Below are 17,437 nucleotides of genomic sequence, written 5' to 3'. Positions count from 1 at the left end.
AAATCGTTGTGTGTGTAACTTCTTACACAACAAAGTATATGAAAATACCGTGCCAAAACAGGACCAGGAGTCCTGTTTTAAATCAAACAACTCATATTCAGTGATTTACAAAATAGAGTGTCTATAAAATAACTGGGGAAAACATGTGTAACACTGTGGAATATTTCCTCAATAAAACGGGGAATTAAAACAATATTCCGAGGGAAAAACTCATTTTATTGGTTCTGTTCTTCAAACTGAAGTTACTTTCGTAGGGTAAAAGAGTGGTTTGATAAGAGAAATCTGTTTTGGATTGATTGATACCGAATTCATAATAAAAATCAAAGAACATCCGCCAAATACTTACCGACACTCCGGTTACGGCATTAACACCATATGGTTTGCTTTCGCCCGACAGCTTAAAAGTTTCCGGATTACCTACAGGTGAAAAATCTTCCGTAACCCTGTACCTTAATTTGGGTCCGGCCTGAAAACTGAGACAATAAGGATAAGATTTTACCATATTGAACCCTAAAAGCACCGGCACTTCAATTGTATTTGTCTCCACATTGAATCCTTCTGAAGAGACTGCATATGTACTTTTAAGATACGTTTGATCTATACCATCAGGCAACGAATAGTTGATACTTCCGTCTGCGTGGTTCCATTCCACACCCGGCATAATAAAAAAACGGTCGATATTTATACGGCAAAACAGTGCAGCAAGGTAACCTACTTTGTATTGAAGATTCACATTTTGCGCCTCTACCCCTTCTATTGTCAACGAGTTGATAATAGGAAGTGTTGAGCTGAACCCGAGTTTCGCTCCAAACGAAAAACCTTCTGTTTCGTTTTTCTGTGTCTGAGCTCCTCCAGTAAATGCAATAATCAACAATACTGTAAGTATACCTAATTTCTTCATTTCAATATTTATTTTTTCTTTTTAACCGACCAGCCGAATTTACCGATCAGCTCTCCTAATCCATAATACTTTCCATGAGAATACGCCAACAAATCGGCTCTTTGCATATCGAAAGCCCCTGTTTCTGGATCGAGGTAGGCATCGTCTGCCTGTACATTTACCACATCGGCAATAAACATATCGTGGCTTCCAAGTGCTAATACCTCTTTCACCCGGCATTCAATACAAAGAGGAGACTCTTCAATTATAGGTGCACTGACTAACTTTGACTTGCCGGGAGTAAGATTCATTTCATTAAATTTGTTATAATCTTTACCGGAACTTACACCGCACCAATCGGTTGCATAAGCCATTTCTCGGGTAGTAAGATTGATTACAAATTCCATATTCTTTTTTAGAATCGGATACGAATGCCGTCCGGGCCGTATGGATATATAACACATAGCCGGATTGGTACATATAGTACCGACCCAGCTGACAGTTATAATATTGTACTCGGAAGGTTCGCTGCCACAACTCACCATTACGGCAGGTACCGGATAGATCATTGTACCCGGCTTCCAGTCTTGCTTCATAAAATAATAATATCTTCTTTATTTATTTTTCGTTCGCAGTAACGGCATTTTACGGTTCCCGACTCCTTATCTATCACATCAAAGCGGGTTGGCATCGGTTCGTTGTTCGTAATGCATTTGGGATTGTTACATTTAACCAGCCCAACCAGTTCATCAGGGAGTTCAACAGTTTTCTTCTCAACAACCTCGTAATCGCGGATGATATTCAGAATTACATTAGGAGCTATCAGGGCGATGCGGTTAATCACATCTTCTTCAAAAAACTTATCGGCAATTTTGATAATACCTTTGCTTCCCATCTTTTTACTATGGAAATTGTTCCCGATTGTAATTGTGTTTTCAAGTTCCTTCAAACTTAACATGTCAGCTACCTTAAATAGCTGACGGGGGGGAATATGATCAATGGCGGTACCGTTCTCCAAAGCGGCAACCTGCAACTCTTTTTTCTTTTCTGCTGACATAACTGTACTGCTTTTAAATAGTAATTCCTAACACTTCGCAAATAATGGCCTGACGGGCAAAAAGTCCATTTCGTGCCTGCTGTATGTAATAGGCTTTAGGACTATCGTCTACATCATACGCAATTTCATTTACCCGTGGCAGCGGATGCAAAACACGCAAATTATCTTTGCTATTCTCCAGCATCTGACTTTTCAGGATATATACATTCTTCACTCTCTGATACTCTTCGAGGTCTGTAAACCGTTCGCGTTGGACACGTGTCATATACAAGATATCTGTCTCGTTGATAACCTCTTCCGAGAAAGCGGTGTGTTCATAATACTTTATGTTGTGCTTGTCGCAAAACAACTTATACTCGTCGGGCATTCGCAATTCGTCTGGTGCTACAAAATGAAAAGTAGGATTAAAATGCGACATCCCGCTGATTAAAGAATGTACCGTACGTCCGTATTTAAGATCCCCCACCATGGTAATGGTAAGATCGGTAAGTTTGCCTTGAGTCTTCTGTATGGAATATAAATCCAACATGGTTTGAGAGGGATGTTGATTGGCTCCATCTCCGGCATTGATGATTGGAATATCTGTAATTTCGGATGCATATTTCGCTGCTCCTTCAAGATGATGCCTCATTACAATCAGATCTGCATAGTTACTAACCATAAGGATGGTATCCTTTAAGGTTTCTCCCTTGGAAGAACTGGTAGTTGAAGCATCCTGAAAACCAATCACTTTACCGCCTAAACGGTTGATTGCGGTTTCAAAACTCAAACGGGTGCGGGTGGACGGTTCAAAAAAGAGCGTTGCCGCTACTTTGCCTTCCAACAAATTCCGATTTGGATTATCTTCAAACTTTCTGGCATTATCCAGAATACGAAGAATGTCCTCCTTGGTACATTGATCGATCGAAACTAAACTTTTACTTTTCATATGCTATATCACTGCTTATGTCACAAAAGTATGGAAAAAATCAGAGACGATATAGTCGGCAGCCTTTTTTTATCATTGTTTTTTAGTTTAAAGATTATGTTTATTGGATTAACAATAATTATAACAGGAAATAGTTACCTTTGCGGTTTTATAATGAAAGAAGGTAAAAAAGATGACATCAAACGCTCGTAAAAAGATCATTATTGGTTTTTGGGTATTCTACGCTGCAGCAGCTTGTGTAGCAGTATTGCTTTTTATTGCCATAGCCAATGGTTCGGTAGGCTACATGCCTCCTGTTGAACAATTGGAAAATCCAATTGACAAATATGCTTCTCAAATAATTTCCACCGATGGAAAAACATTGGGTAGCTATGCCCACAGTAAGGACAACCGTTTATTTGTAAACTACAAAGACCTCTCGCCCGAACTGGTCAAAGCCCTTATCGCAACAGAAGACAAGCGGTTTACAGACCACTCCGGAATCGACGTAGCAGGACTTTTCCGTGCCATTGTAAAACGAGGAATCCTGATGCAAAAAAGCGGAGGTGGTGGAAGTACCATCACACAACAGTTGGCAAAACAACTTTTTTCACCTAGTGCAGACAACGTGGTTGAACGTTTGTTTCAAAAGCCTATTGAGTGGGTAATCGCCGTACAACTGGAGCGATTCTATACAAAAGAGGAGATCATCAATATGTATCTGAATAAGTTCGATTTCCTATATAATGCAGTGGGTATCCAATCGGCTGCCAGGGTTTATTTTAGTACCACGCCAAAAGCATTAAAGATTGAAGAAGCTGCCACGCTTGTGGGTATGTGTAAAAATCCTTCGTACTATAACCCGATTCGTCATAACGAACGCACCAAAGGCCGGCGAAATGTTGTTTTGGATCAAATGTATAAAGCCGATTATATTACCAAACAGGAACGAGATTCGCTGTCGTCGTTACCTCTAAAGGTAAAATTTACACCAATGGACCACAAAGAAGGACTTGCAGCCTACTTTAGGGAATATCTTCGCATGACCCTTACAGCAAAAAAACCTAAAAGGAGTAACTATGCCAGCTGGCAGTCGCAAAAATTCTCGGAAGACTCGTTAGCTTGGGAAACCAATCCTCTTTATGGATGGTGTAATAAGAATAAAAAAGCCAATGGAGACTACTATAACCTATATGACGACGGACTACGAATCTATACCACAATAGATTCCCGCATGCAAAAGTATGCAGAAGATGCCGTAAGAGAACATGTAGGCGGTACATTACAACCCATGTTCTTCCAGGAAAAAGCAAAAAGAGATTATGCTCCTTTTTCCAGAGATTTACGATTGGGACAGGTTGATACCATTCTTACACGTGCTATGCAACAAACCGATAGGTATCGTACATTGAAAGCAAATGGTTTAAGCATGGAAGAGATTAAAGCGGAATTTAAAAAGCCTGAAGAAATGCGGGTATTTAGCTGGAATGGCCCAGTCGATACGATCATGTCTCCCTGGGATTCCATACGTTATCACAAATCATTCCTTCGCAGTGCCTTTATGGCTATGGACCCGCATAGCGGACATGTCAAAGCATATGTAGGCGGCATCGACTATAACGATTTCCAATATGATATGGTAAATGGTGGTCGGCGTCAGATTGGTTCTACCATGAAACCGTTCCTGTATTCTCTTGCCATGATTGACGGCTTTACACCTTGCGATGAAATGTTGCATGTGCAGCAACAACTTCGGGATGAAAACGGAAACCTATGGGTTCCAAGAAATGCCGGAGCAAAGCGCGTTGGTGAAACTGTTACAATTAAGTGGGGGTTGCAAAATTCCTCCAACTGGGTAACAGCCTATCTGATGGGGCAGCTTTCTCCATATACATTTGTACGTTTACTTCATTCCTTTGGATTAAAGAATTACATAGATCCGGTAATATCGGTGTGTTTAGGAACGCCAGACGTTTCGGTAGGCGAAATGGTTACCGGATATACTACGTTTGCCAACAAAGGGATTCGGGTTGATCCGGTCTACGTTACCCGTATTGAGGATCAGTTCGGCAATACAATTGCAAGCTTCACACCAACAATGAGTGAAGTCCTTACAGAGGAGGCCTCGTACAAAATGTTATATATGCTACGGAGTGTTGTAGACGGTGGTACTGCCAGCCGTATCAGATACAGATACAACATTACAGCTCAGATGGGTGGTAAAACCGGAACTACTCAAAACAATTCCGACGGTTGGTATATGGGATTTACCCCTAGCCTGGTTGCCGGATGTTGGGTTGGTGGTGAAGACAGATCCATTCACTTCGATCGGTTGAACGAAGGACAGGGAGCCAGCATGGCTTTACCGATTTATGGTCTGTTTATGCAGAAAGTATATGCCGACAAATCCTTGGGTTATCTGGAAAGTGAAGTTTTTGAAGTTCCGGAGAAATACAGTAATCCATGTGGTAAACCTGTTTCAGAACAAGAAAATAATACCCCCGAAGAATCCGGAGGTATTGATGATATCTTTAAATAAATCAGCTGTTCTGCCGCGAACTTAAAAGGCTTTTAGTTCGCGGTAGAGCCTCTGAACAGGCAATCCCATTACATTAAAAAACGACCCATTAATCGCTTCTGCTCCGATATATCCGATCCACTCTTGTATTCCATAGGATCCGGCTTTATCATAAGGTTTATATTTATCTACGTAATATTCAATATCAGACAGCTCCAGATAACCGAAACTCACGGCAGACGAGACAGAAAAATTAGTACTTTTGTTCTTTGTAACAATACAAACACCTGTTATTACTTCATGAACACGGTTGGATAATTTCATCAGCATCTTAATTGCGTCTTCGCGGTCAGATGGTTTTCCAAGAATCTCTTCAAAAGTCCAGACTACCGTATCTGCGGTAATAAGCAATTCGTCTTCTTGCAAAAAAGGGGCATAGGCATCTGCCTTTTTCTGTGCGACATACATAGGTATCTCTTCGGGGGACAATGCTTCGGGATATGATTCATCAACATCTCCATTTACTTTAACTTCGAAAGAGATATCCAAGCCGGCCAACAATTCTTTTCTTCTGGGAGAATTGGATGCTAAGATTATTCTATACTTATCTAGATTGGACAACATAGGTTTCTGTGTTTTTCAATTATATTTTAATATTTTCCAGGAATTACCAACCGAACGCTTCTCCCGTCAGCCATGTTCCCTGTGTTTTCATCGTTTGCTCTATCACATCACGTGCAATTCCCTCTCCACCGTTTTTGGATGAGATGTAAAGCGAAATATCCTTTATTTCGGAAGCTGCATCCGCTGGCGCTACAGGCAAGCCAACCAGCTTCATTACTTCATAATCAGGAATATCATCTCCTGCATACAGGACCTCTTCAGGTTTTAAACCGGTACGATTCATAAAATCAGTATAATCTTTCATCTTAACGGAGCTCCTCATATAGATATACTTAACCCCCAAACGTTCAAAACGCATTTTCACAGAATCGGTATACCCTCCGGTTATGATTGCGACCTGATATCCTTTCTTTACAGCAAGCTGTAAGGCATACCCGTCTTTAATATTAACAGTACGCATCGGATCTCCGTTGGGATGCAGAGGTATGACGTCTTTAGAAAGAACTCCATCCACATCAAAGATAAACCCTCTGATTTTTCTTAAATCATAATTTATACTACTCATTGCTGGATTCTTTATGTATATTCCGGCTGATTAACCGGTAAAGCTCTTTCATATTCGGGTCGGAAAGAAGCTCTATATGTTTTTCAATAATATTTTCATCATATCTGATTGCCGGTCCGGTTTGCGCCTCGCGGGCAGAAAGCTGATGCACCTTGGCTGCTGTTTCATCAATAAGGGGCAAAAGAAATGCCTCGGACAAACTTTGTTCCTGCAATATTTTAGATGCCATCAAATACATGTGATTCGTAAAATTACAAGCCCATACAGCTGCAAGATGCAAATGTTTTCTCTTTTCCGAAGAAAGAGAGATTACCTGTCTTGTAAGCTTACCTGCAAAAGATAACAAATATGCTTCGTCGCCGGCAGAATTTGATTCAATAAACACCGGCACAATACTAAAATCTATATCTCTGTTTTTACTGAACGTCTGCAAAGGATATAATACCCCATACCTGTCATTATATCCTTCAAACACACCCATCGGAACACTTCCCGCAGTATGAAGCCAAAGACCTTTATTTTGGGGAATTTTATGAATCAAATCAAGTAAGGCAGAATCTTTGACTGAAAATATATAAATATCAGCATCGATTACAATGGACTCTGGTTCGGTAGTAAAACTGCATGAAAGTTTATTGGCTAGCAAACTTGCATGGGATTCTGTCTGACTGTAAACCTGGACGACTTCAATCCCAGCCCCTTTCATTGCCAGAGAAAGGTGGGTAGCAAGGTTTCCAGATCCGATAAACACCACTTTCATGACTCAGAGGATTCTGATTCGGATGGAAAAACAAATTTATCTATGTGAATCTTTTCCCACTGCAAATGTGTTTCATCAAATGGCTTCCTGTCTTGGTCTTTATAACCAACTCCGATAATAGAAAGTACTTCCATCTGGTATGGTATATCCAGCAAGTCTCTTACATATTGAGCAGAATCAGTCTCTCCGGCTGTTTCACGATTTCTAATCTGGCACCAACAACTGCCTAAGCCCAAATCTTCGGCCTGAAGTTGGATATAAATAGAGGCAACCGATGCATCTTCAACCCATACATCACTTTCCATTGGGTTAGCCAACACAACAATGGCAAGTGCAGATGTTTCAAGAAAAGAAGAGCCGTTCTTCTTACAAGATGCCAGCTTCTGCAACATCTCTTTATTTTCTACGAGTACAAACTGCCACGCATTACTTCGTTTTGAAGATGGCGCCATTAATGCTGCTTTTAATAACGATTCAACTTGTTCGGGGCTAAGTAGCTGGTTTGTAAACTTTCTGATACTTCTTCTTTTTTTAATCAGTTCTGCAAAGCTCTCCATTATTCTCTATTTAGATGATAAATTGTTTGAATTTCGACAAAATTAATAATATTTTTATCACTCCGGGTATACGCTTCTTCTTTTTTTCTCGTTAAGTATTACTAGTAAGATACAGAATATGAAAATACGTGCGATTGCAGCACTGCTATATATTATCATTTCCGCAACCACGCTGGCTCAAGAGCGGATCAAAATTTCCGGGTACGTACGCGACGCGGATGGTAATCCTATTGAACTTGTAAACATCCGTGTAAAAAATTCTCTGAACGGATCAATGAGCAACGACAAAGGCTTTTATGCTTTACATGTGGCTGCCGGAGATTCGCTCACTCTTGTTTATTCGTGTCTGGGATACAACAAGGCCGAACGCATAATACCCAAAGCCGACCGTGACATGCGGCTTAATGTGCAAATGAACAGTACATCACTCAACTTGGGAGATGTAACAATAACCGCAATCCGCAAACAAACCACCACCATGGAAACGTTGGATGCAAACCGGATAAGGCTCCTCCCCGACCCTGCCGGGGGAAGTATCGAATCTTTGGTGGTTACGTATGCCGGAGTTTCATCAAGCAATGAACTTAGCTCGCAATATTCGGTCAGAGGAGGAAGCTATGATGAAAACATCGTATATGTTAATGGAATTGAAGTGTTCAGACCCTTGCTGATCCGGTCCGGCCAACAGGAGGGACTAAGCTTTATCAATCCTGAACTCACCGAGTCTGTCAATTTTTCAGCCGGAGGGTTTGAGGCACGTTACGGAGATAAGATGAGCTCGGTTTTGGATATCAATTACAAAAAGCCTAAATCACTGGAAGGTTCAGCTGCTCTGAGCTTTCTTGGTGCAAGCGCTTATGTTGGAAGCAGCATCGGCAAATTAACTCAAATCACCGGTATCCGTTACAAAACAAACCAATCGCTATTGAATACAATGGATACAGACGCTGAGTTCAATCCTACTTTTGTTGACTTACAATCGTATATAACTTATCAGATCACTCCAACGTTGGATGTCAATTTCTTAGGAAACGTCTCAATAAATAATTACAAATTCACACCTTTTACACGCGAAACTTCTTTTGGAACAACGTCTATGATTAAAAAATTTAAGGTTTATTTTGATGGACGTGAACAGGATAAGTTTGAAACTCTCTTTGGTGCAATGGTAATAAAAAAAAGGCTGACCGAGCAAACGGAGTTAGGTCTTCAAGCCTCCGCGTTTTCAAGCAAAGAAGAAGAAACGTATGATATTTCAGGCGAATACTGGTTGAATGATTTAGGTGAAGAGAACAATACGGACGACGACGCATCTTCTGCTTTGGAGGTTGGAACCTATCACGAACATGCAAGAAACAGACTCAACTCCAACATCATCACTATTGGGCATTATGGTGAAAGCAAATTAAAAAACAACACCTTGAAGTGGGGAGTTAATGTTCAACTCGAGAAGATAAAAGACCGAATTAATGAGTGGGAAAAACGTGATTCAGCTGGATATTCTTTACCTTACACAGGATCGGAGGTAAGTCTTATTACAAATCTGTATTCTAACAATAAGCTGGAAAGCAGCCGGACTTCCGGTTACCTGCAAGACAATTTCAAATTCAGGACCAAGCATGGATTATTTACATTGGTAGCTGGTATCCGGGGAAGTTATTGGAGTTTCAATAAAGAATTCATTTTCAGCCCGCGTGCTTCAATCGGCTTTATTCCTAACTTCAATCAGGATCTTACATTCCGTTTTGCCTCCGGCATTTACTATCAGTCTCCTTTTTACAAAGAAATGCGTGTTACCAAACAAGATGAGCAGTCCAATAATGTTGTAGTTTTAAATGATGCTCTGAAATCTCAGCAATCAGTTCATTTTATATTAGGGGGAGATTACACATTCCGCGCAGCCGAACGAAACTTCAAAATATCAACTGAAATTTACTACAAAATGATGGATAAACTTAATCCTTATACCGTAGACAATGTAAAGATAAGATATTACGGTGAAAACTGCGCCAATGGCTATGCGTTAGGGATGGACGTTAAGTTTTTTGGCGAATTTGTTCCCGGAACCGACTCATGGCTGAGCTTTTCAATCATGAAAGCAGAACAAACAATCAGAGACAAGGTAACAGTTCCAATGCCAAATAGTCAGGGGTATAATGTTTCCCTATTTTTTCAAGACTATTTTCCTGGTTATAAAAAGGTTAAATTAAATCTTAAAGGAGTGCTTTCCGGAGGATTACCCATAACAGCTCCCAGAAAAGGATACGAAGATGGTTTTTTCCGTATGTCGCCTTATAAAAGAGTAGACCTGGGATTATCTTATCAAATAGCCGGAACAACAGAAAATATTATGCAGCGTGGAGTTATGAGTAAACTTAAAAACATATGGATAGGGGTGGATGTGTTTAATATTTTAAACATAAAAAATGTCAGTTCATATTATTGGGTGACCGACATTTACAACCAGCAATACGCCGTTCCGAATTATCTCACAGGTCGCCAACTTAATCTAAGAATAATTGCTGAATTCTGAAAATCCCAATTATTCTTTTCTATGCTGCCAGAATTGATATCTCATTAGATAAAATTAAAGAAATATTTCACCATTGTGTAAAAAGAATGTACATTTGCAGCAATAAAAAAATCATTTAATATATTATTATATCATGGAAATTACGCATATTGAACATTTAGGTATTGCTGTAAAAAGTATTGAAGAGGCTTTGCCTTATTACGAACAAGTTTTAGGTTTGAAATGCTATAACATCGAAGAAGTTGCAGATCAAAAAGTAAAAACAGCTTTTTTTATGGTTGGCCAGACTAAAATTGAATTACTCGAACCAACAAGCGAAGAAAGTGCAGTTGCTAAATTTATTGAAAAGAAAGGCGAAGGTATTCATCACATTGCATTTGCCGTTCCTTCAGTTGCTGAAGCATTGGCCGAAGTGGAAGCTAAAGGTGTTAAATTGATCGACAAAGCTCCAAGAGGTGGTGCCGAAGGACTGAACATTGCATTTCTTCATCCAAAGTCAACTTGCAGTGTGCTCACAGAACTTTGCGAACATCCTGAAAAATAAATTATTACTTTATTCTAATATCAAAATATAAAAACATGAGTAACCAACTTGAAAAAGTAAAAGAGCTGATTCAATTACGTGAAAAAGCTCGTATCGGAGGTGGAGAAAAGAGAATTGAATCTCAGCACAAAAAAGGTAAATATACTGCCCGTGAAAGAATTGCCATGTTGCTTGACGAAGGTAGTTTTGAAGAATTCGACATGTTCGTTCAGCACCGTTGTACCAATTTCGGTATTGATGCCACCAAATTTCTGGGAGATGGTGTTGTTACCGGATATGGAACAATAGATGGACGTCTTGTATATATATATGCACAGGATTTTACTGTATTTGGAGGAGCACTTTCTGAATCATTGGCCATGAAAATCTGTAAAGTGATGGACCAGGCAATGAAAATGGGTGCACCGGTAATTGGATTGAATGACTCTGGAGGTGCTCGTATTCAAGAGGGTGTAAACGCCTTGGCAGGTTATGCAGAAATTTTCCAGCGTAATATTTTGGCTTCTGGCGTTGTTCCTCAGATTTCTGGAATTTTTGGTCCATGCGCAGGTGGAGCCGTTTATTCTCCTGCATTGACCGACTTTAATATCATGACCAGAGGTACCAGCTATATGTTCCTCACAGGTCCTAAGGTTGTTAAGTCTGTAACTGGAGAAGATGTTACACAAGAACAATTGGGTGGAGCTAGTGTTCACACTACAAAATCTGGTGTTGCTCACTTTGCAGTTGATAACGAAGAAGACGGATTAAAATTGATTCGCCAACTTATCAGCTATATGCCGCAAAACAACTTGGAAGAAGCCCCACTTATGGAGTGCAACGACCCTATCGATCGTTTGGATGATGCACTGAATGATATCATTCCTGATGAACCTAATAAACCTTACGACATGTATGAAGTGATTGGTACAATCATTGATAATGGCGAATTCCTTGAGGTTCATAAGGACTATGCTCAGAACATTATTGTTGGTTTTGCCCGCTTCAACGGTCAGTCTGTTGGTGTAATTGCAAATCAACCTAAAATAATGGCTGGTTGTCTTGATAGCAACGCTTCACGTAAAGCAGCCCGTTTCGTTCGCTTCTGTGATGCATTTAATATTCCTTTGGTTACGTTGGTTGACGTACCGGGATTCTTACCAGGTACAGGCCAGGAATACAATGGTGTAATTCTTCACGGAGCTAAACTTCTTTATGCTTATGGAGAGGCCACAGTTCCTAAGGTTACTGTAACTTTAAGAAAATCGTATGGTGGAGCCTATTGCGTGATGAGTTCAAAACATCTTCGTGGTGACATGAACTATGCTTGGCCAACTGCTGAAATTGCAGTAATGGGACCAAGTGGTGCTGTTGAAGTTATCTTTGCGAAAGAAGTTGCATCAGCAGAAGATCCCGCTAAAGCTCAGATTGAAAAAGAAGAGGAATATAAAAAAGCATTTGCAAATCCGTACAATGCAGCTCAATATGGCTATATTGATGATGTTATCGAGCCTCGTAACACCCGTTTCCGGATTATCCGTGCTTTGCAGCAGCTTCAGACTAAGAAGTTGACAAACCCTGCAAAGAAACATGATAATCTACCTTTATAATTCATAAAAAAGGAGATGAATATGATAAAAAAGAAAATAGGGATACTGGTTTTGTTTGCAACATTATTCTCTTTAGGAATTAATGCTCAACGTGCCACATCCATAAGAATAAATGAAATATTAGTTGTCAACGAAGATAATTATGTTGACGATTATGGAAAACATAGTGGTTGGATTGAGCTGTTTAACAGTTCTGCAGGGACTGTAGATTTGAAAGGTTGTTATATTACTAACGACAAGAACAATCTTACAAAATATATGATTCCCAAAGGTGATGTTCTTACAAAAATACGTCCAAGACAACACACTCTCTTTTTTGCTGACAATAATCCTGGAAGAGGAACATTTCACGTAAACTTTGTTCTTGATCCATATATGGATAACTATATTGCCATTGTTGATGCAGATGGTAAAACATTAATTGATGAAGTTACAGTTCCAGCAGGTCAAATTGCAGACACAAGTTATGGTCGTTTGATAGATGGTGAAAAAGAATGGGCGCAACTTACCAAAGTAACTCCCAGCACAAACAATCTTACACTTGATTCAAATGAGAAAATTGATAATTTCAAACAAAATGATTCCTTTGGAATTGGAATGACAGTAAGTGCAATGGCTGTTACTTTTATGGGATTATTATTATTATATCTCATATTCAAACAAGTGGGAAAAATATCCATCGCTGCTTCTAAACGAAATGCAAAAAAGGCAAAAACAGGAGCCATTAATGCTGAAAATGATGATCTAGCAGGAGAAGAGGCTGGTGAAGTTTTTGCAGCTATTGCGACGGCACTATATGAAGTAACAGAAGATGTACATGATCTTGAAAACACTGTTTTAACTATACATAAAGTTACCAGAAACTACTCTCCATGGAGTTCGAAACTCTACGGCCTGCGTGAAATTCCAAGAAAATAATTTCAATAAAAAGAAATATAAACAATGAAACAGTTTAAATATACAATAAACGGGAATGTTTACAATGTTACCGTTAACAATGTCGAAGACAATTTTGCTGAAGTAGAGGTAAATGGGACTCCTTACAAAGTGCAGATGGACAAACCTGCAAAAAAACAAATGGTGACATTAAAAAGACCTGCTCAAGCACCAACTGCAGCAAATGGGGCCCCACTAGTATCGCGTCCCGTTACTAGTAGTTCTGCCGGAGCAGTGAAATCACCCCTGCCAGGTGTTATTTTAAGTCTGGATTGTAAGGTGGGTGACACTGTTAAACGTGGACAAAAGATAGCAGTCCTTGAAGCCATGAAAATGGAAAATAACATCAATGCAGACAGAGATGGTAAAATTTTAGAAGTAAAAGTAAACAAAGGTGATTCTGTTCTGGAAGGCGCGGATATCGTTGTAATTGGGTAACGTTATGCAAGAAAGTTTTATATCATTTTTAGGAGAGAATCTCCAAACGTTTCTCTCATATACAGGTATTTACAATGCAACACCCGGTCATCTCATTATGATTTTGATTGGACTGTTGTTTATTTTCCTGGCAATCAAATATGAATTCGAGCCTATGCTGTTAATTCCAATTGGTTTTGGAATTTTAATTGGCAATATTCCATTTAAAGATGCTGGTCTTCAAGTTGGAATCTATGAGGAAGGATCTGTCTTAAACATTCTTTATCAAGGTGTAATGCAAGGATGGTATCCTCCATTAATTTTTCTAGGTATTGGTGCTATGACAGATTTCTCTGCGCTAATTTCCAATCCGAAACTAATGCTCATTGGTGCAGCTGCTCAATTCGGTATTTTTGGAGCTTATACAATTGCATTACAAATGGGTTTTGAGCCTAATCAAGCAGGAGCAATTGGAATCATCGGTGGTGCTGATGGTCCTACTGCGATCTTCCTTTCATCTAAGTTAGCCCCTAATTTAATGGGTGCAATTGCGGTATCAGCATACTCGTATATGGCATTAGTTCCTATTATTCAACCTCCTTTTATGAGACTTTTAACTACTCAAAAAGAGCGATTGATACGAATGAAACCACCAAGAGTAGTATCATCAACAGAGAAAATTATTTTCCCTATTGTTGGTCTACTACTAACCTGCTTTCTTGTTCCTTCAGGTTTACCATTACTTGGCATGTTATTCTTCGGAAATTTATTAAAAGAAAGCGGTGTAACACGTCGTTTGGCAGAAACCGCAAGAGGACCACTTATCGACACAATAACTATTTTATTAGGGATTACTGTTGGTGCTTCAACACAGGCAACACAATTTCTCACAGTAAACTCTATCAAAATTTTTGGTTTAGGGGCTTTGTCGTTTGTTATAGCAACTTGCGCAGGAATCCTCTTTGTGAAATTTTTTAATTTATTTCTTAAACAAGGTAATAAAATTAATCCACTCATTGGAAATTCTGGTGTATCGGCAGTTCCTGATTCTGCACGTATTTCACAAACTGTTGGATTGGAGTATGACCCCACTAACTATTTGTTGATGCACGCAATGGGACCAAATGTAGCCGGTGTAATCGGCTCTGCAGTTGCTGCAGGTATTCTTTTGGGATTCTTAGGTTAATATCTTAATTCCTACATATAAAAAAAGCGGCTTTCGGGCCGCTTTTTTTATATGTAGGAATTAATTAAAAAACCTTATTTCGTGCTACAGTGGCAACAAAATCTTTCAAATAAAAAGGCTCAAAATAGGCAACATCCTTAAATTCTCCTTTAGTAAAAGCATCTTCAGCCAATAAAGCCATATCTTCAGCCAATGGATAAATCTGATCCATAAACATAGCATTGGGATGTGTAATTACAGTCTTACACTTTTCGGCTCCATTTCCAAAAAAGCAGACAGGACCCTTATTCAAAAATTCTTCGTAAGTTTCTGGTGTTATAATATCAGCAGCAGTCTCACGACAAGTAGTCAATTCCCTATCAAATATGGATGCATATACCTCCATACGCCGGGCATCCAACATCGCACAATACAGAGTTTCATTCGCTTTATTATTTAATGAAATGGCTTTTGATGCGATTATTTTAAGTGTGGGAACCGCTATTAAAGGTATTCCATAGCCAAAACAAAGGCCTTTCCCCATAGATACACCAATACGTAAACCGGTATAAGATCCGGGCCCACTACTTACAGCTACAGCATCTAATTTTAATTCATTATTTTTAATGAACTCCAAAGCCTCTGCAACAAAAGTTCCTAAAAGAACAGAATGAGAAGGACCTTCGGTTGATTTGTTGGCAAATATAACATTACCGTCTTGACACAAGGCTGTTGAACAAACGGAAGTCGAAGTCTCGATATTTAAAATATATGACATAATTACTAGTTTTAAAGTGCAAAATTACATTTTTATACAGTATAACAATCATTGTTAGAAATAAAAAGTAACTTTGCACAAAGTTTAAGAACTATGATACAATCTATGACTGGGTTTGGCAAAGTTACAGCCGAACTTCCTTCCAAAAAAGTAACTGTAGAAGTGAAAGCACTTAACAGCAAACAGCTGGATCTTTCCACTCGTATTCCTGGAATTTATAAGGACAAAGAAATGGCGGTACGAAGTTTATTGCTTCAGGAAGTGGAACGTGGTAAAGTGGACTTCTCTATCTTCATTGAATATATTGGTAAAGATACTCCAACACAAATAAATCTTGCTGCAATTGAAAGTTACTATAATCAGATCAAGGACGTTTCTGAGAAACTAAATATTCCGGTTCCGGCTGATTGGTTCACAACTTTATTACGTTTGCCTGAAGCAATCAAATCAGACATTGCTGAAGTTGATGAAAGCGAATGGGAGTTAGTGATGAAAACAATTAAAGAAGCAATCAAGCATCTTAAGGAATTCCGGCTACAAGAAGGAGCCATGCTTCAGAAATTATTTGAACAAAAAATAGGAAACATTGCTTCTTTACTGGATCGTATTGGTGAATTCGATGCAGAGCGTATTGAAAAAATAAAAACTCGCATCAGTGAGAGTATTGCTAAATTAAACGGAGTTGAAATAGACAACAACAGGTTTGAGCAAGAAATGATATATTACATTGAAAAGCTGGATGTTAACGAAGAAAAAAACAGACTGGACAATCATTTGAAGTATTTTATAAGCACCATGAACAATGGCCATGGACAAGGAAAGAAACTTGGATTTATAGCCCAGGAAATTGGCCGCGAAATAAACACTCTGGGATCAAAGAGTAACCATGCAGAAATGCAGCAGATTGTTGTACAGATGAAAGATGAACTGGAACAAATTAAGGAACAAGTATTAAACGTTTTATAATATATGGCTGGTAAACTTGTTATATTTTCTGCGCCATCAGGCTCGGGCAAATCAACCATAATTAATTATCTATTAACACAGAATTTAAATCTTCATTTTTCCATTTCGGCAACCAGCAGGTCTCCGAGAGGAAATGAAAAAGACGGTGTGGAATATTATTTTCTCACACCAGAGCAATTCAGAGCAAAAATAAACGAAGGTGAATTTCTTGAATACGAAGAAGTTTACACCGATAAGTTTTATGGAACTCTGAAAAGTGAAGTCGAGCGGATTTTAAACGAAGGGAACAATGTAGTATTTGATGTAGATGTGGTTGGAGGGTGTAATATTAAAAATTATTACGGAGATAAAGCTCTTTCCATTTTTATCCAGCCACCAAGTATTGAAGCTCTGCGCGACCGTCTTGTAGGAAGAGGAACAGACAGTATGGATGTAATTGAAAACAGACTGACTAAAGCCTCATTTGAAATGAGTTTTGCTTCCAAGTTCGATAAAGTGATAATTAATGATAATCTTGAAAATGCAAAAACAGAAACGCTTCAGGTTATCAAAGCCTTTTTAGATTATTGAAAAAAGGCAAAAAAATAATAGGACTTTTTAATATAAATCATAGGACTTTTTGTTCAAAAAGTTAGTACTTT

At 38.9% G+C, this 17,437-nt stretch carries 18 protein-coding genes; 9 read left to right on the top strand and 9 right to left on the bottom strand.

Annotation, left to right across the window (positions count from 1 at the left end; all coding sequences use genetic code 11):
• Positions 1-184 precede the first annotated feature (184 nt).
• From F5613_RS08645 to pyrB, 4 genes are read right to left on the bottom strand one after another with little or no spacing between them, the layout of a single operon-like run.
• Positions 185-901: a porin family protein gene (locus F5613_RS08645; RefSeq protein WP_079682048.1), complete on the bottom strand. Its 717-nt coding sequence runs from the start codon at positions 899-901 to the stop codon at positions 185-187.
• Between the two features lie 8 nt (positions 902-909).
• Entirely contained in the window at positions 910-1,476 is a 567-nt protein-coding gene (locus tag F5613_RS08640; RefSeq protein ID WP_079682047.1) for a flavin reductase family protein, read from the bottom strand.
• The gene (gene pyrI, locus F5613_RS08635; RefSeq protein WP_068185533.1) at positions 1,473-1,937 is read right to left on the bottom strand and encodes an aspartate carbamoyltransferase regulatory subunit; all 465 of its coding nucleotides are present in this window, start codon (positions 1,935-1,937) and stop codon (positions 1,473-1,475) included. The genes F5613_RS08640 and pyrI overlap by 4 nt, the downstream gene beginning before the upstream one ends.
• 13 nt (positions 1,938-1,950) lie before the next feature.
• On the bottom strand, positions 1,951-2,865 hold the full coding sequence (gene pyrB, locus F5613_RS08630; RefSeq protein WP_079682046.1) for an aspartate carbamoyltransferase: 915 nt from the start codon (positions 2,863-2,865) through the stop codon (positions 1,951-1,953).
• 172 nt (positions 2,866-3,037) lie between these two features.
• Here pyrB and F5613_RS08625 point away from each other — a divergent pair, with 172 nt between their 5' ends.
• Positions 3,038-5,383, top strand: a complete 2,346-nt coding sequence (locus F5613_RS08625) for a transglycosylase domain-containing protein (RefSeq protein WP_079682045.1) — start codon at positions 3,038-3,040, stop codon at positions 5,381-5,383.
• A 21-nt stretch (positions 5,384-5,404) separates the two neighbouring features.
• Here F5613_RS08625 and F5613_RS08620 read toward each other — a convergent pair whose 3' ends face one another.
• The 4 genes from F5613_RS08620 to F5613_RS08605 are packed head-to-tail and all read right to left on the bottom strand — an operon-like array spanning position 5,405 to position 7,868.
• Positions 5,405-5,986: a Maf-like protein gene (locus F5613_RS08620; protein ID WP_179399430.1), complete on the bottom strand. Its 582-nt coding sequence runs from the start codon at positions 5,984-5,986 to the stop codon at positions 5,405-5,407.
• Between the two features lie 43 nt (positions 5,987-6,029).
• Positions 6,030-6,551 (bottom strand): KdsC family phosphatase, encoded by a 522-nt coding sequence (locus F5613_RS08615; RefSeq protein ID WP_179399429.1) that lies wholly within the window; start codon positions 6,549-6,551, stop codon positions 6,030-6,032.
• Entirely contained in the window at positions 6,544-7,311 is a 768-nt protein-coding gene (locus F5613_RS08610; protein ID WP_179399428.1) for a Rossmann-like and DUF2520 domain-containing protein, read from the bottom strand. Before F5613_RS08610 ends, F5613_RS08615 begins: the two co-directional genes overlap by 8 nt.
• Positions 7,308-7,868: a nitroreductase family protein gene (locus F5613_RS08605; protein ID WP_179399427.1), complete on the bottom strand. Its 561-nt coding sequence runs from the start codon at positions 7,866-7,868 to the stop codon at positions 7,308-7,310. Before F5613_RS08605 ends, F5613_RS08610 begins: the two co-directional genes overlap by 4 nt.
• A 118-nt stretch (positions 7,869-7,986) precedes the next feature.
• On the opposite strand from F5613_RS08605, the gene F5613_RS08600 reads away from it, so the two are divergent.
• From F5613_RS08600 to F5613_RS08575, 6 genes are all read left to right on the top strand, one after another.
• Complete coding sequence (locus F5613_RS08600; protein WP_179399426.1) at positions 7,987-10,401, top strand: TonB-dependent receptor; 2,415 nt, start codon at positions 7,987-7,989, stop codon at positions 10,399-10,401.
• A gap of 133 nt (positions 10,402-10,534) precedes the next feature.
• Complete coding sequence (mce, locus tag F5613_RS08595; RefSeq protein ID WP_068185566.1) at positions 10,535-10,945, top strand: methylmalonyl-CoA epimerase; 411 nt, start codon at positions 10,535-10,537, stop codon at positions 10,943-10,945.
• A gap of 35 nt (positions 10,946-10,980) precedes the next feature.
• Positions 10,981-12,534 (top strand): acyl-CoA carboxylase subunit beta, encoded by a 1,554-nt coding sequence (locus F5613_RS08590; protein WP_079682039.1) that lies wholly within the window; start codon positions 10,981-10,983, stop codon positions 12,532-12,534.
• Between the two features lie 21 nt (positions 12,535-12,555).
• Positions 12,556-13,452, top strand: coding sequence for an OadG family transporter subunit (locus tag F5613_RS08585; RefSeq protein WP_179399425.1), 897 nt, complete (start codon positions 12,556-12,558; stop codon positions 13,450-13,452).
• Positions 13,453-13,476: 24 nt separating this feature from the next.
• Positions 13,477-13,908, top strand: a complete 432-nt coding sequence (locus tag F5613_RS08580; RefSeq protein WP_179399424.1) for a biotin/lipoyl-containing protein — start codon at positions 13,477-13,479, stop codon at positions 13,906-13,908.
• Between the two features lie 4 nt (positions 13,909-13,912).
• Positions 13,913-15,073 (top strand): sodium ion-translocating decarboxylase subunit beta, encoded by a 1,161-nt coding sequence (locus F5613_RS08575; protein WP_179399423.1) that lies wholly within the window; start codon positions 13,913-13,915, stop codon positions 15,071-15,073.
• A gap of 64 nt (positions 15,074-15,137) precedes the next feature.
• Here F5613_RS08575 and tsaB read toward each other — a convergent pair whose 3' ends face one another.
• On the bottom strand, positions 15,138-15,830 hold the full coding sequence (tsaB, locus tag F5613_RS08570; RefSeq protein ID WP_179399422.1) for a tRNA (adenosine(37)-N6)-threonylcarbamoyltransferase complex dimerization subunit type 1 TsaB: 693 nt from the start codon (positions 15,828-15,830) through the stop codon (positions 15,138-15,140).
• Positions 15,831-15,923: 93 nt separating this feature from the next.
• On the opposite strand from tsaB, the gene F5613_RS08565 reads away from it, so the two are divergent.
• Both F5613_RS08565 and gmk read left to right on the top strand, forming a co-directional pair.
• The gene (locus tag F5613_RS08565; RefSeq protein WP_068185579.1) at positions 15,924-16,796 is read left to right on the top strand and encodes a YicC/YloC family endoribonuclease; all 873 of its coding nucleotides are present in this window, start codon (positions 15,924-15,926) and stop codon (positions 16,794-16,796) included.
• Positions 16,797-16,799: 3 nt separating this feature from the next.
• On the top strand, positions 16,800-17,366 hold the full coding sequence (gene gmk / locus F5613_RS08560) for a guanylate kinase (protein ID WP_068185582.1): 567 nt from the start codon (positions 16,800-16,802) through the stop codon (positions 17,364-17,366).
• Positions 17,367-17,437: the final 71 nt, after the last annotated feature.

This window comes from Macellibacteroides fermentans (assembly GCF_013409575.1).
Taxonomy (GTDB): domain Bacteria; phylum Bacteroidota; class Bacteroidia; order Bacteroidales; family Tannerellaceae; genus Macellibacteroides; species Macellibacteroides fermentans.
This window is presented reverse-complemented; position numbering and strand designations above follow the sequence as displayed.